Below are 18512 nucleotides of genomic sequence, written 5' to 3'. Positions count from 1 at the left end.
GGGAGAGTAGGACGCCGCCGAACAATCTTTAGTCAGTGAGGGCTCTGGCCCCTGGAGACAGTAATGTCTCGGGGCCAGAGCCCTTTCTGCATTTCAGGGAAAGAGAGAGGCGGCGCAGGCCACCCCTGTGCGGACGTGATCCCCGCTGACGGTAAAGTCGTGGGGCATCGTAGGCACGTTCCCCAGGAGGCCCCGGGTGGAGGTCCAGGAGACCCGCGTTCAGACGGACCGGGTACTCACTATCCCCAACATCCTCAGCATGGCCCGGCTGGCCGGTGTGCCGCTCTTTCTGTGGCTGATTCTCCGGCCCGAGTTCGGCGGGCCGAAGAGCGACGGCTGGGCCCTGCTGGTACTGATGCTCAGCGGGATCAGTGACTATCTCGACGGGAAACTCGCCCGGCGCTGGAACCAGATCAGCAGCCTCGGCCGGCTGCTGGACCCGGCCGCGGACCGGCTGTACATCCTCTCCACCCTGGTCGGTCTCACCTGGCGGGAAATCCTGCCACTCTGGCTGACCGCGGTCCTCCTGGCGCGAGAGCTGATGCTGCTGGTGATGGTGTGGATCCTCCGGCGGCACGGTTACCCGCCGCCCCAGGTGAACTTCCTCGGCAAGGCCGCCACCTTCAACCTGATGTACGCCTTCCCGCTACTGCTCCTGAGTGACGGCTCGGGGTGGCTTGCGTCACTTGCCGCCGTTTTCGGATGGGCGTTCGCAGGATGGGGTACAACTCTGTATTGGTGGGCAGGGATCCTGTACGTGGTCCAGGTCCGTCGTCTCGTCAAGGCGGATACAGCGGCCGATTGACCTCGTTGATGCGCTGCCGTGCAGTGTTGCCGGTCGCGTATGACGCCAAGAGGGCCTCTTAGGACGAGCGCAGTCGGCTGGGCCGTCGTCTCTCAAGGAGGACGCTTCCGACATGAAGGCCGTCGTGATGGCCGGTGGCGAAGGAACCCGGCTTCGCCCCATGACTTCCAGTATGCCCAAGCCGCTTCTGCCGGTCGCCAACCGGCCGATTATGGAGCATGTGCTGCGGCTACTCAAGAGGCACGGTCTCACCGAGACAGTGGTGACCGTCCAGTTCCTCGCGTCACTCGTCAAGAATTACTTCGGGGACGGCGAGGAGCTCGGAATGGAGCTCACCTATGCCAATGAGGAGAAACCGCTAGGAACCGCGGGCAGTGTGAAGAATGCCGAGGAGGCGCTGAAGGACGACGCATTCCTTGTTATCTCGGGGGACGCGCTCACCGACTTCGATCTGACCGACCTGATCTCCTTCCACAAGGAGAAGGGCGCGATGGTCACCGTATGTCTGACCCGGGTGCCCAATCCGCTGGAATTCGGTATCACCATCGTCGACGAGGCGGGCCAGGTCGAGCGCTTTCTGGAGAAGCCGACCTGGGGTCAGGTGTTCTCGGACACCGTCAATACCGGTATCTATGTCATGGAGCCCGAGGTCTTCGACTATGTCGAGGCCGATGTCCCGGTCGACTGGTCGGGCGATGTCTTTCCGCAGCTCATGAAGGAGGGCAAGCCGATCTACGGCTATGTCGCCGAAGGCTACTGGGAGGACGTCGGTACCCATGAGAGCTATGTGAAGGCCCAGGCCGATGTACTGGAGGGCAAGGTCGAGGTCGAACTCGACGGCTTCGAGATCTCGCCCGGCGTATGGGTCGCGGAAGGCGCCGAGGTCCACCCGGACGCGGTCCTGCGCGGTCCCCTGTACATCGGGGACTACGCGAAGGTCGAAGCCGATGCCGAGATCCGCGAGCACACGGTCGTCGGCTCCAATGTCGTCGTCAAGAGCGGAGCCTTCCTCCACAAGGCGGTGATCCACGACAACGTCTACATCGGGGAGCAGTGCAATCTCCGGGGCTGTGTCGTCGGCAAGAACACCGACATCATGCGGGCCGCCCGGATCGAGGAGGGCGCGGTCATCGGCGACGAGTGCCTCGTCGGCGAGGAGTCCGTGGTCCAGGGCAATGTACGGATCTATCCGTTCAAGACCATCGAGGCCGGTGCCTTCGTCAACACCTCGGTGATCTGGGAGTCCCGCGGGCAGGCGCATCTCTTCGGCGCCCGGGGCGTTTCCGGGATCCTCAATGTGGAGATCACCCCCGAACTGGCGGTCCGGCTGGCGGGGGCGTACGCGACCACTCTGAAGAAGGGCTCCACGGTCACCACGGCCCGGGACCACTCGCGCGGTGCCCGGGCGCTGAAGCGGGCCGTCATCTCCGCTCTCCAGGCCAGCGCGATCGACGTCCGCGACCTGGAGAGCGTGCCCCTCCCGGTGGCCCGGCAGCAGACGGCCCGCGGCAGTGCGGGCGGGATCATGATCCGTACCTCCCCGGGGGTGCCGGACTCCGTCGACATCATGTTCTTCGACGAACGCGGAGCGGATCTCTCCCAGGCCGGACAGCGGAAGCTGGACCGGGTCTACGCCCGCCAGGAATACCGCCGGGCGTTCCCCGGGGAGATCGGGGATCTGTACTTCCCGGCCAGCGTCTTCGACTCGTACACCGGATCACTGCTGCGGAACGTGGACATCACGGGCATCGCCGAATCAGGGCTGAAGGTCGTCGTCGATGCCTCCAACGGCAGTGCCGGACTCGTTCTGCCCAGTCTGCTCGGCCGGCTCGGGGTGGACGCGCTGACCATCAACCCGGGGCTCGACGAGGCCCGGCCCACCGAGACCGCGGAGACCCGCAGGGCCGGACTGGTCCGGCTCGGTGAGATCGTGGCGTCCGCGCGGGCCGCGTTCGGGGTGCGGTTCGACCCCGTGGGCGAACGGCTGTCGCTGGTCGACGAGCGCGGCCGGATCATCGAGGACGACCGGGCGCTGCTCGTCCTGCTCGAACTGGTCGCGGCCGAGCGGCGCGGTGGCAAGGTGGCGCTGCCGGTGACCACCACCAGGATCGCCGAGCAGGTGGCCGCGTACCACGGTACCGAGGTGGAGTGGACCACGACTTCGCCCGACGATCTGACCCGGGTCGGCCGGGAGGAGACGACGATCTTCGGCGGTGACGGCCGGGGCGGGTTCATCGTGCCGGAGTTCAGCAGTGTCTTCGACGGTACGGCCGCTCTGGCGCGGCTGGTCGGGCTGGTGGCCAGGACCCAGCTCACCGTCAGCCAGATCGACGCGAGGATCCCCCGGGCCCATGTCCTCAAGCGGGACCTCGCGACGCCCTGGGCGGTCAAGGGGCTGGTGATGCGCCGGGTCGTGGAGGCCGCCGGTGAGCGGCAGGTCGACACCACGGACGGGGTACGGGTCGTGGAGACCGACGGGCGATGGGTGATGGTGCTGCCCGACCCGGCGGAGGCCGTCACCCATTTGTGGGCCGAGGGACCCGACGAAGCCTCGGCCCGGGCCCTGCTCGACGAGTGGGCGGCCGTGGTCGACAGCGCAGGTCACTGAGGTGTGAACGGAGTGCGGGGCGGCGGACCGGAACGCCGCCCCGCGCCCGGGTGGGGCCGTTCGGCGGTATCGGGGGCGACGTGCGACGATGTGCGGCATGCCGCAGCAGCCCCCCGCGCAGACTCCCCTGCGGGGCACCGGATCGCGCCCGGGTTCCCCGCCCGCCCGCCCCGATGCCTCGATGTCGCTGCTGACCAATGTGATGGAGCACAGCCTCGACGACGGGTACGCGGAGGCGGCGGCGCGCCGGGCCGAGGGCGGCGGGCTGCCCCGGACCCTGAAGGCGAAACTCTGGCTGGGCGCCGGGCTGGTACTGACCGCGGGCATCGTCACCGTGGGAGCCGCCGAGGCGCGGATATCGGCACCGGTGGTCGCCAAGGAGCGCGAGGAGCTGATCGACCGCATCGAGGCGGAGACCGGAGATGTCGACGCCCTGCAGAACGAAGTCGAGGCACTCCGTACCGAGGTGGGGGAGCGTCAGCGGCGGGCCCTGCGGTCGGAGGGCGGTGACCAGGGGCGGACGGTGGCCCTGCTGGCCGGGGCGACCGAGGTCGAGGGCCCGGGGGTGAAACTCGTCGTCGACGACGCCAAGGGCACCGGCGGCGGGGACGGCGGCGGGCCGCGTGAGACCAGTGGGTTCAGTGATACCGGCCGGGTACGGGACCGCGATATGCAGCGGGTCGTCAACGGGCTGTGGGAGTCGGGCGCCGAGTCCGTCGCCATCAACGGGCAGCGGCTGACCGCCCTGTCGGCGATCCGGGCCGCGGGGGACGCCATACTGGTCGACAACAGACCGCTGGTGCCGCCGTACACGGTGCTGGCGGTGGGGGACGGCAAGAAGCTGAACACGACGTTCCAGGACAGTGCGGACGGACATTATTTGCACGCGCTCCGGGAGAACTTCGGGATCCGTTTCAGCATCTCCACTGAGGACAGGGTGCGGCTGCCGGCCGCGCCGAGCCTGATCGTACGTACAGCGGAACCGGGAAGCCCCGATGCCCCGAGGGGGAGCGGGCGGGAGCGGACCGACTCAGGGAAGGGCACATCGTGATCGCCGTACTGGGCCTCGTCGTGGGAGTCGTGGCCGGACTCTTGGTCCGGCCCGAGGTACCGGCCGTGGTCGAGCCCTATCTCCCGATCGCCGTCGTCGCGGCGCTCGACGCGGTCTTCGGCGGGCTGCGGGCGATGCTGGACGGGATCTTCGTCGACAAGGTCTTCGTCGTGTCGTTCCTGTCGAACGTGGTCGTGGCCGCGTTGATCGTCTTCCTCGGGGACAAGCTGGGCGTGGGCGCTCAGCTGTCGACCGGTGTCGTGGTCGTGCTCGGTATCCGGATCTTCTCCAACGCGGCGGCCATCCGCCGCCATGTCTTCCAGGCGTGACGCCGGTGGAGCGGGAGACGACCAGGGACCGGGAGCCGGACGGGCCCGACCGCACGGAACCGGCCGGTACGCCGGCACGGCCCGGCCCGGCGGAACAGGCGGGTCCGGGGGCCGGATCCGCCGGGCCGACCGGCCGTCAGCGGCTGAAGGCCGGTCTGTGGCCGCCGAGAGTGACCCGGGCCCAACTGACGGTGGCCCTGCTGCTCTTCGTCCTCGGTCTCGGCCTCGCCATCCAGGTACGGTCCACCAGCGACAACAGCGCGCTGCGCGGGGCCCGTCAGGAGGACCTCGTGCGGATCCTCGACGAGCTGGACAGCCGCACCGAGCGGCTGGAGGACGAGAAGCGGCGGCTGGAGGAGCAGCGGACGGAGCTGGAGAACAGTTCGGACCAGGCGGAGGAGGCCCGGCGGCAGACCCGGCAGAAGGAGCAGCAGCTGGGCATCCTCGCCGGTACGGTGGCGGCACAGGGTCCCGGTATCACCCTCACCGTCGACGACCGGTCCGGCACCGTGGAGCCGGACATGCTGCTGGACGCCGTGCAGGAGCTGCGGGCGGCCGGCGCGGAGGCGATCGAGGTGAACGGGAACCGTGTCGTCGCCGATACGTACTTCACCGGTTCCGGTGGGAGCGTCGAGGTGGACGGGAAGAAGATCACCGCCCCGTACCGGTTCGAGGTGATCGGCAAGCCGCAGGACCTGGAACCGGCCCTGAACATTCCTGGGGGAATCGTGCGGACACTGGAGAAGGAGCAGGCCACGGCCGTGGTGGCGCGTTCGGAGAAGATCGTCGTGGACGCCTTGCGACCTGGGAAGCAGCCTGACTACGCTCGGTCGTCAACGCGGTGAGGCGTCGGAAGTCGATGCCCGGTATGTCCGGGTGCGAGACCGCGGGGGGTCGGAACGACGACTTCGCGCGGTGTGGTGGAAACTGTCTGGTGGGTACGGACGTTGTGAGGATGTCCGGGTCGGCAGGCGTCGTTGAGAGTTCGTCCTGCCCCACGGGCGGGTCTATTTCGGTCAAGGGGAATCGCCCGTGAAGTTGTTTGCGAAGTTGTTCGGCAAGAGTGCCCGCGAGGACGGCGGCAGCGCCAGGCACCGTGCGCGCCGTCAGGACCAGCAGGAGGAGCAGCAGGGCGGCCAGCGTCCGCTCTTCCGGGACGAGGTCGGTGGTCCGGCCGGTGGGTATCCGGGGGGCCCCGGCGCGTCTGTTGACCCTGCCGGTGCCGGGCGCATAGGTTTCGGGGAATCATCGACCGCGGGTGCGGGCGGCGGGTATGCCCCCGACCCCTATGCGACCAATCCCCATGGGGGACAGCCGCGGCAGGAGGACCCTTCCATGGCGGGTGTGACGGTCTGTACGAGGTGCGGTCACCGCAACCCCGATTCCGGCCGGTTCTGCTCCAACTGCGGCGCGCCGCTGCGGCCCGGAGTGGCACCCGAGCGGTCCTCCGAGACGACGTCGACGATCTCCATCTCCGGACTGGAGGCGTACGACTCGGAGACGACGGGCCAGACCGCGCTGCCGTCGCTGTCGCCGGAGGCCCAGGCCGCGGTGGACGCCCTGCCGCTGGGTTCGGCGCTGCTGGTGGTGCGCCGCGGGCCCAACTCGGGCAGCCGGTTCCTGCTGGACGGGGATCTGACGACCGCTGGCCGTCATCCGCAGAGCGATATCTTCCTCGACGACGTGACGGTCTCCCGGCGCCATGTGGAGTTCCGCCGCGGACCGGACGGCAGCTTCAGCGTCGCCGACGTCGGCAGCCTGAACGGCACCTATGTCAACCGTGAGCCCATCGACTCCGCCTATCTGACGAGCGGGGACGAGGTTCAGATCGGCAAGTACCGGATGGTCTTCTACGCGAGCCACGCGAGCCAGCGGGGCTACTGATCGCCGGTCGTCGCGGGGTATCCGCGGGAAGGCGCATGGTGCGAACACCGACGGGGGGTGCCGGAGACGGCACCCCGGGCCCGGGAGAGAGGCTGATGAGCATCGGTACGGTGCTCACCCAGCTGCACGACGAGTTTCCCGAGGTCACCATTTCCAAGATCCGCTTTCTGGAGGCGGAGGGGCTGGTCGAGCCCCGGCGTACCCCGTCGGGGTACCGCAAGTTCTCCCGGGCGGATGTGGAGCGGCTGGCGCAGGTGCTGCGGATGCAGCGCGACCACTATCTCCCGTTGAAGGTGATCCGGGAACATCTGGACGCCGTGGCCCGGGGGGAGCAGCCTCAGCTGCCCGCCCCGGGAACGCCGCGTGATGTTTCCGGGCCCGGTGGCGCGGAGAGCGCGCCGGGGGTCGGCCCCGGGCCGGTGGCCCTGGTGGAGCCCGAGGGACCCACGGCGGCCCGGGTGGGCCGGCCCGAGCTGCTGGCGGCGGCCGGGGTGTCGGCCGAGGAGCTGGCCGACTGGGAGTCGTACGGTCTGCTGGTGGCCGCCGCCGACGGTTCGTACGACGCCGGTGCGGTGACGGTGGCCCGGCTGGTGGCGGAACTGGGCCGCTTCGGGCTCGAACCCCGTCATCTGCGGGCGATGCGGGCCGCCGCGGACCGGGAGGCCGGGCTGGTGGAACAGGTGGTGGCACCCTTGCGGCGGCATCGCAATCCGCAGACCAGAGCCCGTGCCGAGGCCACCGCGAGGGAGCTGGCGGGCCTGTCCGTACAGCTCCACGCGGCCCTGATGGAGACCTCTCTCGGGGTGCGGATCCAATGATCATGGCCGTGCCCGACTATCCAAAGGGGCCGGGCACGGCCTAGGGTTGCTGTGTGAATGAGCTCGACGTTGTGGGCGTCCGGGTGGAGATGCCCTCCAATCAACCGATCGTGCTCCTGCGAGAAGTGGGAGGCGATCGGTACCTCCCCATCTGGATCGGTCCAGGGGAGGCCACCGCGATCGCCCTCGGGCAGCAGGGCATGGCACCGGCCAGACCGCTGACCCATGACCTGTTCAAGGATGTGCTGGACGCGCTCGGCCAGGAGCTGACCGAGGTCCGGATCACCGATCTGCGCGAAGGCGTGTTCTACGCGGAACTGGTGTTCGCCAGCGGGGTCGAGGTCAGTGCCCGCCCCTCCGACGCCATAGCGCTCGCCCTGCGCGTCGGCGCGCCGATCTACGGCAGCGACGGGGTGCTCGACGACGCCGGGATCGCGATCCCGGACGAGCAGGAGGACGAGGTGGAGAAGTTCCGCGAGTTCCTCGACCAGATCTCACCCGAGGACTTCGGGACCAACAGCCAGTGACCGTTCCCCCGATTGGCATATGCCCATTCGACTAGCCTTACCCCGGACCGGGGCGCGGGAAACCACCCTCAGGGTGATTATCACTCGGCGTGCCGAGTGTGGCGATCGTTGACGCACCCCTGGTGACTGCCTACCGTCGAGTGGGCAGGTCAAGGATGGAGGGTCGGCGTGAGAAGCAGCGGCGACGGTGCGGTGGGGGGCGCCACCGGACGGAGTCCGGTGGAGAGTGGGCCGTATCCGCTCCACGGCGGTGGACGGGAGCCGGTGGAGCCCGTGACTCCGGAGGAGACGGTGGGCTACCGGGGGCCGACGGCCTGTGCGGCGGCGGGGATCACCTACCGCCAGCTCGACTACTGGGCCCGTACGGGACTGGTCGAGCCGAGTGTCCGGCCCGCTTACGGATCGGGTACGCAGCGCCTCTACAGCTTCCGTGACGTCGTTGTCCTCAAGATCGTCAAACGGTTCCTCGACACCGGTGTCGCGCTGCAGAGCATCCGGGCCGCGGTCCGTCATCTGCGCGGCCGCGAGCTGGCCGATCTGGAGCGGATGACGCTGATGAGCGACGGCGCCACGGTCTACGAGTGCTCGTCGCCCGACGAGGTCGTCGATCTCCTCCAGGGCGGCCAGGGAGTCTTCGGGATCGCCGTCGGGGTGGTCTGGCGCGATGTCGAGTCGGCCCTGTCCCGGCTGCACGGCGAGCGGGTCGACACCGGTGAGACGCTGCCCGGCGACAATCCGGCCGACGAACTGGCCCGCAGACGGCGCGACCGCGCGGTCTGACCGGGGGCCCGGGCCGTGTCGTGGCGGACCGCGACCGGGCGTTGTCAGTGGCGTAGTGCAGCATCGGAGCTGTGAGATCCGCTCCGACGATTCTGCATCTGGACATGGACGCGTTCTTCGCCGCGGCCGAGCAGGCGGCGAAGCCGAGCCTGCGCGGAAAGCCGGTGATCGTCGGAGGGCTCGGCCCGCGCGGTGTGGTCGCCACCGCGTCGTACGAGGCGCGGCGGTTCGGGGTCCATTCGGCGATGCCGATGTCCCAGGCCCGGCGGCTGGCGCCGAACGCGGCGTATCTGGTGCCCCGCTTCGCCTTCTACCGCTCGATCAGCGAGCAGGTGATGCGGCTGCTCGGAGCGGTGTCGCCGCTGGTGGAGCCGCTGAGCCTGGACGAGGCGTTCGTCGACCTGGAGGCGTCGGGAGCCGCCGGGGACACGGCCTCGGCGCGGGCGGCCGGCGAGCGGTTGCGGGCCGATATCGCCCGGGTCACCGGCCTGACCGGCTCGGTGGGGCTCGCCGGGTCGAAGATGATAGCCAAGGTGGCCTCCGAGCGGGCCAAGCCGGACGGACTGCTGGTGATCGAGCCGGGCACGGAGCGCGAGCTGCTGGGGCCGCTCTCGGTACGGACCCTGCCCGGTGTCGGTCCGGCCACCGGTGAGCAGCTGCGCCGCGGCGGGATCACCACCTGCGCCGAACTGGTGGAGGCGGGGGAGGACGAGCTGGTCCGGCTGCTGGGCCGGGCCCAGGGCGCGTCGCTGTACCGGATGGCCCTCGGCCACGACGACCGGCCCGTGGTGGCCGAGCGCGATATGAAGTCCGTCTCGGTGGAGGACACCTTCGACATCGATCTCCACGACCGGCTGCGGATCCGGCTGGAAGTGGAGCGGCTGGCCGACCGCTGCGTCCGGCGGCTGCGCGCCTCGGGACACTCGGGCCGGACGATCGTGCTCAAGGTCCGGCGATACGACTTCTCGACCCTGACCCGGTCGGAGACGCTCCGGGGGCCCACCGACGACCCGGTGGTGGTGCGGGAGGCCGCCGAGCGGCTGCTGGAGGGTGTGGACACCACCGGGGGCGTACGGCTGCTGGGGGTGGGGGTCTCCGGGCTGACGGACTGGACCCAGGAGGATCTGTTCGCCCAGGCCGCGGAGGTGCTCGGCGGCGGAGTGCCCGGGGCGGGGGCCGCGGGTCCGGCGGACGACGGCGTGGGCGAGGCGGCCCGCGGCGGCCCGGCGGAGGGCCCGGCGGAGACCGGTACCGGTACGGAGGCCCCCGGGCCGCCCACCGTACCGCTGTGGTCGCCGGGGCAGGACGTCACCCATACGACCCACGGGCCCGGCTGGGTCCAGGGCAGCGGCGTCGGACGGGTCACCGTACGGTTCGAGGTGCCGCAGGGGCCGGTCGGGCGGGTCCGGACCTTCCGGGTGGAGGATCCGGAGCTGACGCCGTCCGGTCCGCTGCCGCTGGTGGCGGCGGACGATCAGCCGGGCGCGCCCCCGTCGTCGGCGGCCGTACCGGAGGAGCGGTCGGAGGCCGGTCCCGACGCGGACGAGGGGGAGACGTCGATGCCGTAGTGGCGGCAGAGCTGGAGTTCCTGGGCGGGGGAGAGATGGCGGCCGATGCCGAGGTCCGGGGCGGCCCGCACCAGCGACCGCTCGAAGGGGACCCGGAGGGTGTCGCCGACCACCGTACTGGGGGCGAGGGGGACGAAGGAGTCCCGGCCGAAGAGACCGGTACGGACGGCCGCCCAGTCGGGTGAACCGGTGGCGTCGTCGAGATACACCTCGTCGACGGTCCCTATCCTCACGCCGTCGCGGTCGTACGCCTTGCGGCCGATCAGGCTGCGCGGATCGATGTCGGTCTGCACGGTCCCTCCAGAAGGTCGTACCCACTGCCGGAAAAGCCTGAGGAGAACCCCTGAGGACCACGAGAAAGCAGATCGCCGCCGTCGGCCACTCGAGCGATCACGGGCCTCACCTGCCGAAGAGTCCGCTGGTAGGCTGGCAGCGGCTGCTGACCCCGCGCGGGAGAGTCCACCGGCAGGACGACGGTGGCGCCGAAGGAGCAACTCCTCCCCGGAATCTCTCAGGCACCTGTACCGCGTGGACGAGGTCACTCTGGAAAGTGGGGCGGGCGCCGGACGGCATCCGCCCACACCGACGGTGAAAGCCGGAGCGCCCCCGCCACGGGCGGCCGGTGAAGCTCTCAGGTTGAGATGACAGAGGGGGAGGCCGTCCCGGGCATCCGCCTCGGGTGCCCCTCACCGGGTCTGACGCAGACCAGGAGGCCGCCTGTATGACCGCCAACCGCATCCCTCTCCGGCAGCTGGAGCGGGGAATCCCCTTCGAGCAGCGCCACATAGGACCCGACGCCGAGGCCCAGGCCAAGATGCTGGCTCAGGTGGGATACGGGTCGCTCGACGAGCTGACCGCCGCCGCGGTGCCCGATGTCATCAAGAGCGCCGGGGCGCTGGGCCTGCCGGACGCCAGGACCGAGCCCGAGGTACTGGCCGAACTCCGGTCGCTGGCCGACCGCAACTCCGTACTGACGTCGATGATCGGCCTCGGCTACTACGGCACCTTCACCCCGCCGGTCATCCTGCGCAATGTCATGGAGAACCCCTCCTGGTACACCGCGTACACCCCCTACCAGCCGGAGATCTCCCAGGGCCGGCTGGAGGCGCTGCTGAACTTCCAGACCACGATCGCCGAGCTGACCGGGCTGCCCACCTCCGGGGCCTCCCTCCTCGACGAGGGCACCGCCGCCGCCGAGGCCATGTCGCTCTCCCGCCGGGTCGGCAAGGTCAAGGACGGCGTCTTCCTCGTCGACGCCGACGTCCTGCCGCAGACCCTGGCCGTGATCGAGACCCGGGCCGAGCCCACCGGGGTCGAGGTCGTCGTCGCCGACCTCGGTGACGGCATCCCGGCCGAGGTCGCCGAGCGGGGCGTCTTCGGCGTCCTCCTCCAGTACCCCGGTGCCTCCGGCGCCGTACGCGACCTCCGGCCGCTGATCGAGCGGGCGCACGAACTGGGCGCCGTCGTCACCGTCGCCGCCGATCTGCTCGCCCTCACCCTGCTCACCTCCCCCGGCGAACTCGGTGCGGACATCGCCGTGGGCACCAGCCAGCGGTTCGGCGTCCCGATGGGCTTCGGCGGCCCGCACGCCGGATTCATGGCGGTCCGGGAGAAGTTCGCCCGCAGCCTGCCCGGCCGTCTCGTCGGCGTCTCCGTCGACGCGGACGGCGACAAGGCGTACCGCCTCGCCCTCCAGACCCGCGAACAGCACATCCGCCGCGAGAAGGCCACCAGCAACATCTGTACCGCCCAGGTGCTGCTCGCGGTGATGGCCGGGATGTACGCCGTCTACCACGGCCCCGACGGACTGCGCTCCATCGCCCGGCGCACCCACCGCTACGCCACCCTGCTCGCCGCCGGTCTGGCGGCGAGCGGGGCGGAGGTCGTCACCGGCGCGTACTTCGACACGGTGACGGTACGCGTACCCGGGCGGGCCGCCGATGTGGTCGCCGCCGCGCGCGAGGGCGGGGTCAACCTCCGTCCGGTGGACGACTCCCTGGTGTCGATCGCCTGTGACGAGACCACCGACCGGGCCGCCCTCCGGGCCGTCCTCACCGCCTTCGGCGCCGACGCCGCCCTCGACCTGGACGCCCTCGACGCGTCCGTCGAGGACACCCTGCCCGCGGACCTGCTGCGGACCGACGACTATCTGACCCACCCGGTCTTCCACCAGCACCGCTCCGAGACCGCGATGCTGCGGTACCTGCGGCGGCTGGCCGACCGGGACTACGCGCTGGACCGGGGGATGATTCCGCTCGGCTCCTGCACCATGAAGCTCAACGCCACCACCGAGATGGAGCCGGTGACCTGGCCCGAGTTCGGCCAAATCCATCCCTTCGCCCCGGCGGACCAGGCGGCGGGCTATCTCACCCTGATCCACGAGCTGGAGGAGCGGCTGGCCGAGGTCACCGGTTACGCCAAGGTGTCCCTCCAGCCCAACGCCGGATCCCAGGGCGAACTCGCCGGGCTGCTCGCCGTTCGCGCCTACCACCGCGCCAACGGGGACGCGGGCCGGACCGTCTGCCTCATCCCGTCCTCCGCGCACGGCACCAACGCCGCCAGCGCCGTGATGGCGGGCATGAAGGTGGTCGTGGTCGCCACCGCCGACGACGGCGAGATCGACGTCACCGATCTGCGGGAGAAGATCGAGCGGTACCGCGACGAACTCGCCGTACTGATGATCACCTACCCGTCGACGCACGGCGTCTTCGAGGAGCACGTCGCCGACATCTGCGCCCGGGTCCACGAGGCGGGCGGCCAGGTCTATGTCGACGGCGCCAATCTGAACGCGCTGGTCGGCCTCGCCAAGCCGGGTGAGTTCGGCGGCGACGTCTCGCACCTCAATCTGCACAAGACGTTCTGCATCCCGCACGGCGGCGGCGGCCCCGGTGTGGGCCCGGTGGCGGTCCGGGCGCATCTCGCCCCCTACCTCCCCAACCACCCGCTCCAGCCCGGGGCGGGACCGGAGACCGGCGTCGGCCCGATCTCCGCCGCCCCCTGGGGCTCGGCGGGCATCCTGCCGATCTCCTGGGCGTACGTCCGGCTGATGGGCGGCGAGGGGCTGAAGCGGGCCACTCAGGTCGCCGTGCTGGCCGCCAACTACATCGCCAAGCGCCTGGAGCCGCACTTCCCGGTGCTGTACACGGGCCCCGGCGGGCTGGTCGCCCATGAGTGCATCATCGATCTCCGTCCGCTGACCAAGGCGACCGGCGTCACCGTCGACGACATCGCCAAGCGGCTGATCGACTACGGCTTCCACGCGCCGACGATGTCCTTCCCGGTCGCCGGGACGCTGATGATCGAGCCGACCGAGAGCGAGAACCTGGCCGAGGTCGACCGCTTCTGCGAGGCGATGATCGCGATCCGGGCCGAGATCGAGAAGGTCGCGACGGGTGTCTGGCCCGCCGACGACAACCCGCTGCGGAACGCGCCGCACACCGCGGCGGCGCTGGGCGGGGCCTGGGAGCACGCGTACGGCCGGGACGAGGCGGTCTTCCCGCCCGGCGTGAGCGCCGCCGACAAGTACTGGCCGCCGGTGCGCCGGATCGACGGGGCCTTCGGGGACCGTAATCTGGTCTGCTCCTGCCCGCCGCCGGACGCCTACGAGGGCTGAGCCCGGCCGGGCACGGCCGAAATGCCACGGGGCCGGTTCGGGGAGTGCGTACGCACCCCGACCGGCCCCCGGTCGTTCCCCCCCGGAGGCCCTATGCCGCGTGCGCGGTCAGCAGCGGACGGTGCGGGGCGATGATCTGCCCGTCCGGCAGCAGCTCACCGGTGTCCTCGAACAGAAGGACGCCGTTGCAGAGCAGGCTCCAGCCCTGCTCGGGGTGGTGCGCCACCAGTCGGGCGGCGTCCCGGTCGGCTGAGTCCGCTGTCGGGCACGATGGCTGGTGCTGGCACATGGGCGGGTTCTTTCGCTCTGGTGTGATCAGTGTCCTGCGGCTCGATGAAGTGTTCATGGCCGCCCCCCGTATCTCTCTCGGTCCGATCCCAGTGTTGCCCCACGGGCGTTGTTCCGCAGGGATTTCACGACACCTCGTCTCTCTGGTGAGAGACGTATCACCCGCGCGGATGGTTCAGCTCAACCGGACTGTCCTTTCGGATGGTTGGGGCCTGGTCACAACGGACTAGCCCGTTCTGGCCCATGGCGGCCGGGGCCGGAAAGCGGCGCGCCCCGTGAAGCCGCTGTCGCGGGGTCACGGGGCGCACCGCCGCCTGGCGCCGGGGGCGGACCGGGCCGGGCGGGGGGAGACGTGTCGGTGGCGGGACCGGCCGGTCGGGGGCGGCGGGCCGCCGCCCGGAGTCAGGCGGGCGAGCCGAGGAGCCGGGCCGGGGTCAGTCGCAGGGTCATCGCCGGGAGCAGTTCGGCGACCTCGTACGGCCGGTGGGCGGCGATCCCCGGCGGGGCCGGGGCGAGGGGTACCAGCAGATCGGCCGGGCCCAGCCCGGCGTCCGAGGCGTCCGCCTCCGGTTCGGCGTGCAGCCAGAGCGTCAGCATGTACAGCGCCGGAACGGAGAGCAGCCGTGGCTGGAACGGGGTCGCCGACGATTCCGCCTGGCGCAGGGCGAGTTCGGTGGAGGCCAGATAGGGGCCCTCGAAGAAGTGGGAGAACGTCCAGCCGTCCGGGGTGAGCAGGGTCTCCGCCGCGGCGACGGTCGCGCCGTCGCCGCGGAGCAGGAAACGCCAGCCCAGGAGGCGGGTGCCGGGGGCGGCGGTGGTGTGCGGGTCGACCTGGTCGAGCACATGGACGGGGAGCGGGCACTCCGGGCTGACGGGTCCCTGGACGGACCTGAGTGCCGGGGGACGGCCCTCGCGGACCGCGGATGGGGTACTGAGTGCCGCGAGAACGCTGCGAAGGGCAGGCGCGGGGGCCGGGAGGACATGCAGCGGCATGGTGGGTCGCCTCTCGCTCGGGAGACACGGTGAACCTGGGCGTGCGCCGACGGTGCTGTCACGCGGTGCCGGGGCCGGCACGCGACGACGGCACCGGCGGGTGCCGGTGTCGTCGGCTCCGACAGCGCTGTCGGTCGAAGGCACGGGGATCCCGGGGGACCGGAAAAGGCCGCCGGGCCAACTCGCCGCCCGTTTGCAGAGTTTATAACACTCATGTTCGTACGGTGATTCCGCTAGCGCGTTCCGTGGATGTCGACAAGGCGGATTCAGGCCTCATCGATCGAGCGGGCATGCCGTATCTTCGCGGAACCCCCGGCGGCGGCCAGGTATTTTGCCCCCGGCGCGGTAGGCCGAAACCTGTCGGCGTTTGTCACCAGCCACGGAACCCGTCTCCCAGGGGGTACGGACCGGCGGAGGCGGGGTTCGCCGACCGTTCGCCGCCGCTTCGGCATGAGCCGTTCGGTGACGGATGCCACACTAGCGGTCCCGCCCCGCCCCGGCCGCGTTACGGATCAATCAGTCTGGGCATTATCGTCCCGGAGTCCGCCGGGCCGCCCCTTGGGAGGTGGGCCCGCGGACCCTGTCGCAGCCACCCGAGGAAGGACACTTCATGGGGGACAAGGTCGCGCCGGACGGTTTCGAGTTCTCCGATCGCCGGCGATACCGGAGAAAGCTCCAGCAGTGCCTGGCGGGGCTCGGGCGATTGTTGGCCGAGGAGCGGTTCGACCGTCCCAAGAATCTGATGGGGCTGGAGATCGAACTGAATCTCGTGGGCGCCGACGGGCAGCCGCGCATGATGAATGCGGAAGTGCTGGAGCGGATCGCCAGCCATGATTTCCAGACCGAACTCGGAATGTTCAACCTGGAGGTCAATATCGTTCCCCACCGGCTCGGTGGGCGCGTTCTGGACCAGTTGGCCGAGGAACTGCGCGCCGGTCTCGGATATGCCGACCGCAAGGCCAACGAAGTCGGTGCCGGAATCATGATGATCGGCATTCTGCCGACCCTGCAGCAGGACGATCTGGTCAGCGGCAACCTGTCCGCCGACAACCGCTACACCTTGCTCAACGAGCAGATCGTGACCGCGCGCGGGGAGGAGTTCGCCCTCGACATCGACGGGGTGGAGCGGCTGAGCTGCGCCTCGTCGTCCATCGCGCCCGAGGCCGCCTGCACCTCCGTCCAGCTCCATCTCCAGGTCACCCCCGACCGGTTCGCCGATGTCTGGAACGCCGCCCAGGCGGTGGCGTCCGTGCAGGTCGCGGTGGGGGCCAACGCCCCGTTCCTGTTCGGCAAGGAGCTGTGGCGGGAGTCGCGGCCGCCGTTGTTCCTCCAGGCCACCGACACCCGTCCGCCGGAGTTGCAGGCACAGGGTGTCAGACCGCGTACCTGGTTCGGGGAGCGGTGGATCACCTCGGCGTACGACCTCTTCGAGGAGAACCTGCGGTTCTTCCCGGCACTCCTGCCGATCTGTGACGACGAGGAGGAGCCGCTGCGGGTCATCGACGAGGGCGGTGTGCCCTCACTGCACGAACTGGTCCTCCACAACGGCACGGTCTACCGCTGGAACCGGCCGGTGTACGGGGTCGCGGGCGGGGTGCCCCATCTGCGGGTGGAGAACCGGGTCCTGCCCGCGGGCCCCACGGTCACCGATGTCGTCGCCAACGCCGCCTTCTACTACGGCCTGGTCCGGGCGCTGGCCGAGGAGCAGCGGCCGGTGTGGAGCAGGCTGCCGTTCGAGACGGCGGCGGAGAACTTCGACACCGCGTGCCGCGACGGTATCGACGCCGAGCTGAAGTGGCCGCGCCCCGGCCGGACGGGCGGGATCACCACGGTGCCGGTGGCCAAGCTGGTCCGGGACGAATTGCTGCCGCTGGCCGCCGCCGGACTCGACGCGTGGAATGTGGAGCCCGCCGACCGGGACCGCTATCTCGGGGTGATCGAGGAGCGGTGCAAGCGCCGGATGAACGGGGCCTCGTGGCAGGCGGAGACCTATCACCGGGCCCTGGAGGCGGGTCTTGAGCGGGACGCGGCCCTGGCCGCCACCACCCGGCGCTACCGGGAGCTGATGCACCACGGGGAGCCGGTCCATACCTGGCCCGTGGGATTCCCCGGCCCGAGCGCCTGAACCGCCCGGGCCGGCGGTACGGCCGCCGGGCCGTACCGCCGCCGGGCCGGTTCCGGCCGTTCGCCGTGCGGGACTTTCCGCGGGCCGGGGCCGGTGCCGCGGCCGGTCTCCGGACTTTCCTGTGATGGGATGAGCCCGGACAGCGGTAGGCGGCCGACGGGAGGCAAGGGTGGCGACGGAGGCGGGACGGGTGGCCGGTTCCCTTCCCCCGGAAGGGCCGGGGGCGGGACCGCGGGAGGGGGTGCTGTCCCGGAAGACGCTCCGCTCCGAGCTGCTGCTGGTCCTCGCGCTCTCGCTGGGCGCGAGCGCGCTGTCGTCGCTGATCAGCTTTGTCGGGGCGCTGACCCGGCCGGGCGGCCTCAACGAGCAGGCCGCCACGCTGAACGGCTCGTACGCCCCCGGACGCCCCTGGCTGGATCTGGCCTGGCAGCTCTTCGGGATCGCGACGGCGCTGGTCCCGGTGGCGCTGGTGGCCCATCTGCTCACCCGCGAGGGCGTCGGCGGACTGCGCGCGACGGGCTTCGACCGGGCCCGCCCCTGGCCCGATCTGGGACGGGGGACCCTGCTCGCCGCCGGGATCGGCAGCGCCGGTCTGGCCTTCTATCTGCTGGCCCGGGCGGCGGGGTTCAATCTGACCGTCGTTCCGGAGTCCCTGCCCGATGTGTGGTGGAAGTTCCCGGTACTGATTCTCTCGGCGATCCAGAACTCCCTGGTGGAGGAGGTGATCGTGGTCGGCTATCTGCTCCACCGGCTGGGGCAGTTGGGCTGGACCCCGACCGCCGCGCTGCTGGCGAGTTCGGTACTGCGCGGCTCGTACCACCTCTATCAGGGCATCGGCGGCTTCATCGGCAATGTGGTGATGGGCGTCGTCTTCGTGCTGCTGTACCGCAAGTGGGGGCGGCTGGGGCCGCTGGTCGTCGCCCACGCGCTGCTCGACATCGTGGCGTTCGTCGGCTACGCCCTGCTGGCGGGCAAGGTGGACTGGCTGCCCACGCCCTGAGTGAGGGACCCCTCCGGGCCCGATCCCGTGGAGGCGCTGGTGGAGATCAGCCGCTGGTCCATCACCTGGATACCCCGGGCGCCGCCCGCCCACAGGGCGTTGACCACGGCCTGGAGGTCCTGC

17 protein-coding genes and 1 riboswitch are annotated in these 18512 nt (G+C 70.5%); of the genes, 13 read left to right on the top strand and 4 right to left on the bottom strand.

Translation table 11 applies throughout. From position 1 onward, the window contains the following. The first annotated feature begins 196 nt into the window (after window positions 1–196). The 10 genes from ABZ714_RS33820 to ABZ714_RS33775 all read left to right on the top strand — a co-directional run bounded on the left by ABZ714_RS33820 (window position 197) and on the right by ABZ714_RS33775 (window position 10370). The gene (locus tag ABZ714_RS33820) at window positions 197–805 is read left to right on the top strand and encodes a CDP-alcohol phosphatidyltransferase family protein (protein ID WP_358829201.1); all 609 of its coding nucleotides are present in this window, start codon (window positions 197–199) and stop codon (window positions 803–805) included. A gap of 112 nt (window positions 806–917) precedes the next feature. Further along, entirely contained in the window at window positions 918–3413 is a 2496-nt protein-coding gene (locus ABZ714_RS33815; protein WP_358829200.1) for a mannose-1-phosphate guanyltransferase, read from the top strand. A 97-nt stretch (window positions 3414–3510) separates the two neighbouring features. Continuing rightward, a complete protein-coding gene (locus ABZ714_RS33810) occupies window positions 3511–4464 on the top strand; it encodes a DUF881 domain-containing protein (protein ID WP_358829199.1) in 954 nt (317 codons plus the stop codon). Then, the gene (locus tag ABZ714_RS33805; RefSeq protein WP_006350443.1) at window positions 4461–4793 is read left to right on the top strand and encodes a small basic family protein; all 333 of its coding nucleotides are present in this window, start codon (window positions 4461–4463) and stop codon (window positions 4791–4793) included. The genes ABZ714_RS33810 and ABZ714_RS33805 overlap by 4 nt, the downstream gene beginning before the upstream one ends. A 5-nt stretch (window positions 4794–4798) precedes the next feature. After that, window positions 4799–5638 carry a DUF881 domain-containing protein gene (locus tag ABZ714_RS33800; protein WP_358829204.1) on the top strand — a complete coding sequence of 280 codons (840 nt, stop codon included), beginning with the start codon at window positions 4799–4801 and terminating at the stop codon, window positions 5636–5638. A gap of 145 nt (window positions 5639–5783) precedes the next feature. Further along, the gene (locus tag ABZ714_RS33795) at window positions 5784–6677 is read left to right on the top strand and encodes an FHA domain-containing protein (protein WP_358829203.1); all 894 of its coding nucleotides are present in this window, start codon (window positions 5784–5786) and stop codon (window positions 6675–6677) included. A gap of 35 nt (window positions 6678–6712) precedes the next feature. Continuing rightward, a complete protein-coding gene (locus ABZ714_RS33790; RefSeq protein ID WP_358829198.1) occupies window positions 6713–7495 on the top strand; it encodes a MerR family transcriptional regulator in 783 nt (260 codons plus the stop codon). 53 nt (window positions 7496–7548) lie between these two features. Then, window positions 7549–8022, top strand: coding sequence for a bifunctional nuclease family protein (locus ABZ714_RS33785; RefSeq protein ID WP_358829197.1), 474 nt, complete (start codon window positions 7549–7551; stop codon window positions 8020–8022). A gap of 219 nt (window positions 8023–8241) precedes the next feature. After that, complete coding sequence (locus tag ABZ714_RS33780) at window positions 8242–8802, top strand: MerR family transcriptional regulator (RefSeq protein ID WP_358829196.1); 561 nt, start codon at window positions 8242–8244, stop codon at window positions 8800–8802. Between the two features lie 71 nt (window positions 8803–8873). Beyond that, window positions 8874–10370: a DNA polymerase IV gene (locus tag ABZ714_RS33775; RefSeq protein ID WP_358829195.1), complete on the top strand. Its 1497-nt coding sequence runs from the start codon at window positions 8874–8876 to the stop codon at window positions 10368–10370. Here the strand turns inward: ABZ714_RS33775 and ABZ714_RS33770 are convergent. After that, window positions 10277–10663: a PRC-barrel domain-containing protein gene (locus ABZ714_RS33770; protein ID WP_358829194.1), complete on the bottom strand. Its 387-nt coding sequence runs from the start codon at window positions 10661–10663 to the stop codon at window positions 10277–10279. The genes ABZ714_RS33775 and ABZ714_RS33770 overlap by 94 nt on opposite strands. 147 nt (window positions 10664–10810) lie before the next feature. Then, window positions 10811–10907: riboswitch (glycine riboswitch) on the top strand. Between the two features lie 184 nt (window positions 10908–11091). Between ABZ714_RS33770 and gcvP the strand changes: the two genes are divergently transcribed. Then, window positions 11092–13983 (top strand): aminomethyl-transferring glycine dehydrogenase, encoded by a 2892-nt coding sequence (gene gcvP, locus ABZ714_RS33765; RefSeq protein WP_358829193.1) that lies wholly within the window; start codon window positions 11092–11094, stop codon window positions 13981–13983. Window positions 13984–14074: 91 nt separating this feature from the next. Here the strand turns inward: gcvP and ABZ714_RS33760 are convergent, their stop codons facing one another. Both ABZ714_RS33760 and ABZ714_RS33755 read right to left on the bottom strand, forming a co-directional pair. Continuing rightward, window positions 14075–14272 carry a DUF5999 family protein gene (locus ABZ714_RS33760; RefSeq protein WP_358829192.1) on the bottom strand — a complete coding sequence of 66 codons (198 nt, stop codon included), beginning with the start codon at window positions 14270–14272 and terminating at the stop codon, window positions 14075–14077. A 401-nt stretch (window positions 14273–14673) separates the two neighbouring features. After that, complete coding sequence (locus ABZ714_RS33755; RefSeq protein ID WP_358829191.1) at window positions 14674–15264, bottom strand: hypothetical protein; 591 nt, start codon at window positions 15262–15264, stop codon at window positions 14674–14676. Window positions 15265–15874: 610 nt separating this feature from the next. Here ABZ714_RS33755 and ABZ714_RS33750 point away from each other — a divergent pair. Both ABZ714_RS33750 and ABZ714_RS33745 read left to right on the top strand, forming a co-directional pair. Then, a complete protein-coding gene (locus tag ABZ714_RS33750) occupies window positions 15875–17389 on the top strand; it encodes a glutamate--cysteine ligase (RefSeq protein ID WP_358829190.1) in 1515 nt (504 codons plus the stop codon). Between the two features lie 241 nt (window positions 17390–17630). Next, complete coding sequence (locus tag ABZ714_RS33745; protein WP_358829189.1) at window positions 17631–18389, top strand: type II CAAX endopeptidase family protein; 759 nt, start codon at window positions 17631–17633, stop codon at window positions 18387–18389. Here the strand turns inward: ABZ714_RS33745 and ABZ714_RS33740 are convergent. After that, a partial coding sequence (locus ABZ714_RS33740; protein ID WP_358829202.1) for a DUF881 domain-containing protein occupies window positions 18344–18512 on the bottom strand: 169 nt, incomplete at its 5' end. The genes ABZ714_RS33745 and ABZ714_RS33740 overlap by 46 nt on opposite strands.

It is taken from the genome of Streptomyces sp. NPDC006798 (assembly GCF_040635975.1).
GTDB lineage: Bacteria > Actinomycetota > Actinomycetes > Streptomycetales > Streptomycetaceae > Streptomyces.
The sequence above is the reverse complement of the archived record's forward strand: the minus strand, read 5'-3'. Positions and strand labels throughout refer to the sequence as shown.

What these genes read in the sequence shown, in the direction of transcription:
- ABZ714_RS33815 (WP_358829200.1), top strand. Translation starts at nt 918, where the DNA reads ATGAAGGCCGTCGTGATGGCCGGTGGCGAAGGAACCCGGCTTCGCCCC.
- ABZ714_RS33810 (WP_358829199.1), top strand. Translation starts at nt 3,511, where the DNA reads ATGCCGCAGCAGCCCCCCGCGCAGACTCCCCTGCGGGGCACCGGATCG.
- ABZ714_RS33790 (WP_358829198.1), top strand. Translation starts at nt 6,713, where the DNA reads ATGGTGCGAACACCGACGGGGGGTGCCGGAGACGGCACCCCGGGCCCG.
- gcvP (WP_358829193.1), top strand. Translation starts at nt 11,092, where the DNA reads ATGACCGCCAACCGCATCCCTCTCCGGCAGCTGGAGCGGGGAATCCCC.
- ABZ714_RS33760 (WP_358829192.1), bottom strand. Translation starts at nt 14,272, where the DNA reads ATGTGCCAGCACCAGCCATCGTGCCCGACAGCGGACTCAGCCGACCGG.
- ABZ714_RS33755 (WP_358829191.1), bottom strand. Translation starts at nt 15,264, where the DNA reads ATGCCGCTGCATGTCCTCCCGGCCCCCGCGCCTGCCCTTCGCAGCGTT.
- ABZ714_RS33750 (WP_358829190.1), top strand. Translation starts at nt 15,875, where the DNA reads ATGGGGGACAAGGTCGCGCCGGACGGTTTCGAGTTCTCCGATCGCCGG.